The sequence below is a fragment of the uncultured Ruminococcus sp. genome (assembly GCF_946415235.1).
GTDB lineage: Bacteria > Bacillota > Clostridia > Oscillospirales > Ruminococcaceae > Ruminococcus.
In genome coordinates this window covers 1-7,954 of the sequence record NZ_CAMKRR010000127.1, presented here as the reverse complement: position 1 = coordinate 7,954, position 7,954 = coordinate 1, and the positions used below count along the sequence as shown (strand labels likewise).

Annotated in this window: 6 protein-coding genes; 4 read left to right on the top strand and 2 right to left on the bottom strand. The window is 48.0% G+C overall.

Annotation, left to right across the window (positions count from 1 at the left end):
• Nucleotides 1-740, bottom strand: a 740-nt coding sequence (locus Q0R37_RS14380) for a glycoside hydrolase family 48 protein (protein ID WP_294755260.1), incomplete at its 3' end; no start/stop codon positions are given.
• 580 nt (nucleotides 741-1,320) lie between these two features.
• Between Q0R37_RS14380 and Q0R37_RS14375 the strand changes: the two genes are divergently transcribed.
• The 4 genes from Q0R37_RS14375 to Q0R37_RS14360 are packed head-to-tail and all read left to right on the top strand — an operon-like array spanning nucleotide 1,321 to nucleotide 6,042.
• Complete coding sequence (locus Q0R37_RS14375; protein WP_294755259.1) at nucleotides 1,321-2,355, top strand: ABC transporter ATP-binding protein; 1,035 nt, start codon at nucleotides 1,321-1,323, stop codon at nucleotides 2,353-2,355.
• 1 nt (nucleotide 2,356) lies between these two features.
• Entirely contained in the window at nucleotides 2,357-3,091 is a 735-nt protein-coding gene (locus tag Q0R37_RS14370; protein ID WP_294755258.1) for an ABC transporter permease, read from the top strand.
• Between the two features lie 6 nt (nucleotides 3,092-3,097).
• Complete coding sequence (locus Q0R37_RS14365; RefSeq protein ID WP_294755257.1) at nucleotides 3,098-4,672, top strand: Gldg family protein; 1,575 nt, start codon at nucleotides 3,098-3,100, stop codon at nucleotides 4,670-4,672.
• Complete coding sequence (locus tag Q0R37_RS14360; protein WP_294755256.1) at nucleotides 4,672-6,042, top strand: DUF4340 domain-containing protein; 1,371 nt, start codon at nucleotides 4,672-4,674, stop codon at nucleotides 6,040-6,042. The genes Q0R37_RS14365 and Q0R37_RS14360 overlap by 1 nt, the downstream gene beginning before the upstream one ends.
• A 152-nt stretch (nucleotides 6,043-6,194) precedes the next feature.
• Here the strand turns inward: Q0R37_RS14360 and Q0R37_RS14355 are convergent.
• Nucleotides 6,195-7,954, bottom strand: a 1,760-nt coding sequence (locus Q0R37_RS14355; protein ID WP_294755255.1) for a thiamine pyrophosphate-dependent enzyme, incomplete at its 5' end; no start/stop codon positions are given.

Genomic DNA, 7,954 nt, shown 5'->3' with positions numbered 1-7,954 from the left:
GGAACAGTCTCGAAACAAGACTCCTGCTCACCTCTCTGGAAGGTATTGATGAATGTGAACTTGCCTTCGCCCTTTGTGCCCTTGCTGAAGCCGTACCAGTCGTCAACGTCAGCAAGCCAGTTCATAAGGTAGTAACCGTTGTCACTGCCGTATGCGGACTTGAATGTATCATAGATAGGGTTCTCAGCCTTTACACCTGGCTGGCTTGCAGGATAATCCTCAGGTGAATCACACTCTTCGGAGGTATCAGCCTTAAGACCGTCCTTCTGATCCCAGATAGAGCTGTACTTGATCTCTGTATCTCTGCCTGAAGCCTTTGACCAGCCGGGGATCATAGCCTCCATTGTGTTCCAAGCCTTCTTAAGGTCACCCTTAGAGCCTGAAATTGTGTTGTTGGAAGCGAGAACATCGTGCATAGCTGCCATCCATACGATGTATGACATAGCCTCAGAAGTTGTCTCGTGACCGTAGTCAGGAGCCTCAACGATGAATGTCTCTACCGAATGGTAAGGAATACCGAAGCCTGAACCGTTTGTCTGCGAGCTGAGATAGCCGTTCTGGACACCGTTTGTTACAACGTCTTCATAAAGAGACTCAAACATCTCTTTGTAAGAGCCGTTTGATTTCTGAGCCTGAGCTGTAGTCTCAGCAGCAGAAGCCATTGTGGGAAGAACAGCGGATGCAGACATTGCTGCAGCGAGAACACTTGCTGCAAGAGCCTTATTCTTTTTGCTTATCATTTGTTTTTACCCCTCTCGTAATAATATAGTGGTTAAAAAATGGATAACTGCCCCCAAAAGGCTTGATTTCGGGAGCTCATACGAAAATACTTCGTACCTGTGTACATTTTCACGCCAGTGTACACAATCTTCAAACTATTTTCAAAGATATTATAGCCCACCTTTTAATTTGTGTCAACAGTTTACATTGTTTTCATTTTTGAGGCAAGTCAATTTTGGTGCAATGCACACAATAGCAAATCCTTTTTTGTGCATTTTAGCCACTCGGCTGCTGTAAACTTTTCTTCATATTTTAACAATATATTAACAAGTTTCAATCAGAAACAAAACTTGCAAACATTCATCTTCTCCTCAATTTTTCCACACAAAATCCTCACACAATAGCTATAATATTTACCTGTCACCGTGCATAGAGCATGATATATCCGTTTCCAATCCAAAAACCGAATTAACATTATGTTCATAGTTTGTTAATCTCATGTTAATATTATTCTGCGATAATAAAGCAGTATGTTATGCTGAGGTAATTGCACCTGCTTTTACCCGAAAAAAATGATTTCTGATCGGAAAGGAGCGCCTCATGATCACTATTGATAATCTTACGAAATTTTACGGCAATAACCGTGCTGTCAATCATATAAGCTTTACAATAAACGATAATGAGATACTCGGCTTCCTCGGACCCAACGGTGCGGGTAAGTCAACCACCATGAACATGATAGCAGGATTTCTGCCCATGTCCGACGGTACAGTCAACATCTGCGGCTCTGACATCACCAAGGATCCCATAAAAGCAAAGGAGAATATCGGCTATCTCCCCGAGATACCGCCTGTTTATCCCGATATGAAGGTAAAGGAGTACCTTTCCTTCTGTGCAGGTCTCAAAAGAGTCCCCAAGGGTAAGAGAAAAGACGAGATAGACCGCGTTATGGGACTTCTCAAGATAAAGGACGTTGAGGGCAAGCTCATACGCAATCTCTCAAAGGGCTACAAACAGCGCGTGGGCATTGCACAGGCTCTGCTGGGCGACCCGAAATTCCTGATACTCGACGAGCCCACCGTAGGACTTGACCCTAATCAGGTAGCAGAGGTAAGAGCTCTCATAAAGAGCCTTAAAAAAGACCACTCCGTTATCTTCAGCTCGCATATACTCAGCGAGGTAAGCGCCGTATGCGACCGCGTTATCATAATCAACAAGGGCGATATCCGCGCAATGGACACCATCGAGAACCTTGAAAAGTCCTTTGCGTCGTCTCTCGTGCTCCATATAAAGGTCAAGGGAGACAAGACAAAGGCTGCTTCCATAATAGAAATGACCAAGGGAGTAAAGGAGTTGCTCGATATCAACGACGAGGGCAGCAGCATCTACTCCTTCGCCGTACAGCTTGAGGGCGACTCCGACGAGATAAGAGACTCCCTCATGTCACAGTGCATCAACAGCGGTATCAGCATACTTGAAATGTATACCGACAAGCCAAACCTTGAAAACGTATTCATCGAGCTCATAAACCGTCCCGTGAAGAGATCGGGCCTTGAGGAGCTCCTTGAGGAAACGCCCGACGAGTCCGAAGGCTCTTCCGCGGAAGAACCGGCAGAAGAAAAGGAGGAAGAATAATATGTTTCCTATATATAAAAAGGAGCTGCAATCCTTCTTCTACACTCCTTTCGCCTACGCTATGGCAGCGCTCTTCATGCTGCTCTTCACACTTCCGCTGGCAAGCGCCATAAGCCATCTGGAAAACTCGAACACTCTCCCGTTCTCCTTCACCGAAATGTTCTATTCGGTAATACTCTACTTCATATTCCTGCTTCCCATCCTCACCATGAGGACATTTGCGGACGAGCGCAAGAACGGCACGGAGGTACTGCTCATGACCTCTCCCGTCAGCGTTGCAAAGATAGTTATAGCAAAGTTCCTTGCAAATCTTACCGTATACCTTTTCATGCTGGTATGCACACTGTTCTTCCCCCTCATCACAGCTATCAAGGGCGAAGTCGTTGTCAGCCAGCTCATATGTGCCTACATCGGCATCTTCTGCTGGGGAGCGATGTATATAGCTCTCGGTATGCTCATATCTTCATTTACCGAAAACTCCATAATCGCAGCTATCATCGGTGAAGTAGTCATGTTCATACTTCTCTTCGTTGACAACTTTGCGAATTCGGGCTTTATCTCACAGTTCCCGAAGCTCCAGTCGGTGCTTTATTCATTCGCAGCTCAGCCGAGATTTGCTTACTTCTCGGAAGGCTTCATACGCCTTTCGGACCTTGTGTTCTTCGGTTCGGCAGTAATAGTTCTTCTCGCATGGACATACATATCCATCGAGAAAAGACGCTGGAACAGGGGGTAAGCTGATATGAAAAAGAAAAAATTCAATCTTTCGGGAGCACTCGCGCTCCTGCTCGCGCTCCTTGTACTGCTGATATTCGTACCTATAAATATCATTGCGGGATTATTTGACAAGGGCTACGATATGACCCCTGCAAAGAAGTACACTCTCAATCAGAAGACACTTGATCTTCTTGACGCCACCTCAGACAAGCAGATAGATATCTACTATCTCTCCCTCCTAAAGTATTTCAAGGACGCGGAGGCTGCCGAGTATCTGCCGCTCTATCATACTCTCACACAGCTTGAAGAGCGTGACAATATAAGGCTCACCTGCTTCCGTCCCAACGAGAACCCCACTCTTTCACAGGAGCTTGACCCCGAGGGGCTTCTCGGAACATATGAGGGCGACGTCTTTGTAAAATGCAACGGCGTCACCAAGAAGATAAGCAAGGACAAGATATTCCAGACAGGCTCCGACGGCTCCAAGCAGTACGCAGGTGAGGAGCTCATCGCAGCAGCCATAGATACCTGTTCCGCAGGCTATCTCCCCACTGTTTACTTCCTTACAGGCCACGGCGAAAAGACTATCGAAGAGAATTTCTCCAACTTCGCCGCTGTACTCAAAACCAACAACTACGAAGTAAAGGAGCTCGACCTTGACAAGGAGGGCGCAGTTCCGCAGGACGCAAAGATAATCTATCTCACAGGACCCGCAAAGGATCTTACCGACAAGGAGACACAGCTCCTTCTCGACTATTCCGACAACGGCGGTTCCATGTCATTCCTCCTTGATCCCTGCGACACCGAGGGACGCTTTGACAACATCGAAAAGATAATGGAGGAATTCGGACTTATCCTCGATTACAACATCGTTACCGAGTCCTCACCTCAGAATATGCTCTACGATCCCAACAAGGAGCAGAACGAGAACTTCCTCCGCGTTGAGTACCCCGCAGGCTCACAGTACAACTCGGAATTCACACAGGACCTCACCTCCGACCTCAATATGATACTGAGCGGTTCAAGCGCTGATGGCAGCAACCAGAAAACCAAGCTTATTGCAGGTATCTCCTATCCGAGAAGCCTTACAGAGATCCCCGAGGACTCCTTCCCCAAGGCTGCATATGTGGAGCGTTCTCCCATAATAATCAATACTGTCGACGGAAACGGTGAGTATTCCACCGTCAGCAAAGCAATGGGCGGCGACGAGACCACCCAAAAGGAAGCCGACGAGAAGCTCAGCGGCATCAAACTTGAATTCGGCTACTATTCCTACAACAAGCAGAACAATTCCAAGCTCATAGTAATCGGAACCACAGCACCTATCGACGATGTTGTCTGCACTCCCACAGTCGAGCTGTCACAGGACACCGAAAATGTCTCCAGCACCAGCGGTACAAGAACGCTCATAGTATTCTCGAACACATGGCTGTACGACAGCGAGATACAGTTCGGCGTAGGCAACAAGATAAACTCCTATGACCGCATGATATTCAAGGATTCAAAGGACGCAACGAAGGTTATCGCGATACTTTACGCTATCCCTGCTGTCATAGCCGCATTCGGAGTCGCTGTATGGCTCAGAAGGAGAAATTCCTGATGAATAAACGAATAATCGCTCTTATAGTGCTTATCCTTATGGCAGGCGCTTCCGTAGGCACTATGCTCTTTTTGAAGGGGCAGAAACAAAAGGAAGACCAAAAGGTACAGGAGGAGATCAATGACAACGTACTGTTCGACTTTGATCCCTACTCCCCCACTCAGATAGTTTTCACCAAGAACGGCGAGTCGTATACCTGCAAGCTCGACGGTGAAAAATGGGTGCTTGAATCGGGAGAATTCCCCGTAGACCAGACCTACTGCCAGCTGATATGCACCTACTGCTCAAACCTTACCGCCGTTGAGAACTACGGCGAGATAACAGACGAAAAGCTGAAAATGTACGGTCTCGACTCTCCCGACACCGTAGAGATAACCGAGCCCAACGGCACTCATACCATAAACGTGGGAAACGAGAGTCCCACAGGCGAGTACTACTACGCCACCGTAGACGGCAAGAAAAACGTCTATGCCCTCGAGCTCATGCGCGGAAGCGTTCTCAAGCTCGACAGGCTTCTTATAAAGAATAAGGAGCTCCTCCCCTACACCCTTTACGACCTGAAGGAAGTAACCACCTACAAGGACGGAAAGGTGCTGTGCGACCTTACCTTTGACGAGAGCGACAGTATGTGGAAGCTCCCCGCGGACTATTCACAGGTAACTCTCGATCAGACTGAGGTCACCGCCACCTTCAACAATATCGTCCGCCTTGAAGCAGAGGAAATGATGGACGAAAAGCTGGACGACCTTTCAAAGTACGGCTTTGACGATCCTGTTGGAGAGGCTGTAGTAAAGGGACTCGACGGCAGCGAGAGACATCTTCTCGTAAGCACGAACGAAAACGATCCCAATTACTGCTATGTACTTGTAGACGGCGAACAGGTGGAGATGTACTACTCATCAGACCTTGGTTTCACGCAGAAAACTCCTTATGACTACATCGTGCAGAACTACAACACCGAAAGCTACTACAACATCAGCGGATTCAGCTTTAAATTCCGCGGCAGCGACGATAAGTGCACACTTGATACAGATACAATGGAATGCACCTACAACGGCAAAGACGTTGACCTCGGTCCTTCCGAGGTATATCTTGCGCTCACCAACTTCTACAATTCATTCACGATACTCAAGCTTACGGGAATGGATACGGAAGCAAAGCCCGAGCTCAAGGATCCCGAGCTTTCCACCGAGCTCACGCTCAAAGAAGGCGGCAGCATAAAGATAGACCTCGTAAAGGGTGAAGGCACCGAATACTATGTATTCCGCGACGGAAAGTATATCGGAGCATATGTTGACGAATCAATGCTCACAGGCAGAAACGCAGTCAGCGAATTCTACACCAAGTTCATAAAGCTGGCAGGCATATGACACAAAAACCTCCTATGATCAAGCCATAGGAGGTTTTTAACAAGAATGAGACTCTGTCCCATTATATATCAAAACTCCCCGATACCTGTTCGTATCGGGGAGCAATTTTATATTCGTATGTGCACGTTAAGATTGGAAATATTCCGCTTAAATTACTTCTCAGCGAGCTTTGTGAGGTAAGCGTAACGATCTGCAGCAGTCTGCTCAGCCTTAGCAAACAGATCCTTAGCACGATCAGGGAATGAACGTGTAAGAGCGCTGTAACGAGCCTCGTTCATGATGAAGTCCTGATAAGACTCTGTAGGAGCCTTTGAGTCGAGCTGGAATGGGTTCTTGCCCTCAGCAGCCAGACGAGGATCGTAACGGAAGTTGTTCCAGTAGCCGCACTTAACAGCCTTCTCCATCTCAGCCTGACAGTTTGTCATACCGCCCTTGATTGAGTGCATCTCACAAGGAGCGTAGCCGATGATGAGTGACGGACCCGGATAAGACTCAGCTTCCTTGATTGCCTTGAGTGTCTGGTTCATATCAGCACCCATAGCGATCTGAGCAACATAGATGTAGCCGTAGCTCATAGCGATATCAGCAAGACGCTTCTTAGCGATTGCCTTACCTGCTGCTGCGAACTGTGCTACCTGACCGATGTTGGAGGACTTGGAAGCCTGTCCGCCTGTATTTGAGTAAACCTCGGTATCGAATACCATGATGTTTACATCTTCGCCTGTAGCGAGAACGTGGTCAAGACCGCCGAAGCCGATATCATAAGCCCAGCCGTCACCGCCGAAGATCCATACGGACTTCTTGGAGAGGTAGTTCTTGTTCTCAAGGATATCTGTCTTCTTATCGCACTTGCAGTCGCACTTCTCGAGCTCAGCAACGAGAGCAGCTGTTGCAGCAGTATTCTTTGCACCGTCGTTAACTGTTGCGAGGTATTCATCAGCAGCCTTCTTAACCTCTGCGGATGCCTTGTCGCTTGCAGCGATTTCCTTTACTTCCTCAATGAGTCTTTCACGGATAGCCTTCTGACCGAGATACATACCGAGACCGTGCTCAGCGTTGTCCTCGAACAGTGAGTTTGCCCATGCAGGACCGTGACCGTTTGCATCAACAGTGTAAGGTGAAGTTGCAGCAGGACCGCCCCAGATTGAAGAACATCCTGTAGCGTTGGAAATATACATTCTTGAGCCGAAGAGCTGAGTGATGAGTCTTGCATATGAAGTCTCGGCACAGCCTGCACATGAACCTGAGAATTCGAGGAGAGGCTTCTTGAACTGGCTGGAAATAACATTAGCGTCAGTTGCAACGTCTGTCTTCTCTGAAACCTTTGCAACACAGTAATCAAATACTGCCTGCTGTGATTCCTGAGACTCTCTCGGAACCATCTTGAGTGACTTGGTCGGGCAGACACCGATACATACGCCGCAGCCCATGCAGTCCATAGCGGAAACAGCAAGAGTGTACTTGTAATCGCTCTTTACGATAGGCTTAGGAGCTATCTTGATGTTCTCGGGAGCAGCAGCAGCTTCAGCATCTGTGAGAGCGAAAGGACGGATAGTTGCGTGAGGGCAGACAAATGCACACTTGTTGCACTTAGCGCAGGTATCCTGATTCCACTCGGGAACCATAACTGCAACGCCGCGCTTCTCGTATGCGGAAGCACCCTGCTCAAATGTACCGTCAACGTGATCTGTGAATGCAGATACAGGAAGTGTATCGCCGAGCATCTTGCCTACGGGGTTCATGATGCCGTCAACCATCTTGACGAGCTTCTCCGGGCCCTCGAGCTTTGCAGGCTTGGAATTATCAACAGCATTTGCCCATGCAGCAGGAACGTCTACCTTGACGTAAGCATTTGCACCTGCGTCGATAGCCTTCTCGTTCATCTGAACGATCTCGATACCCTTCTTCATGA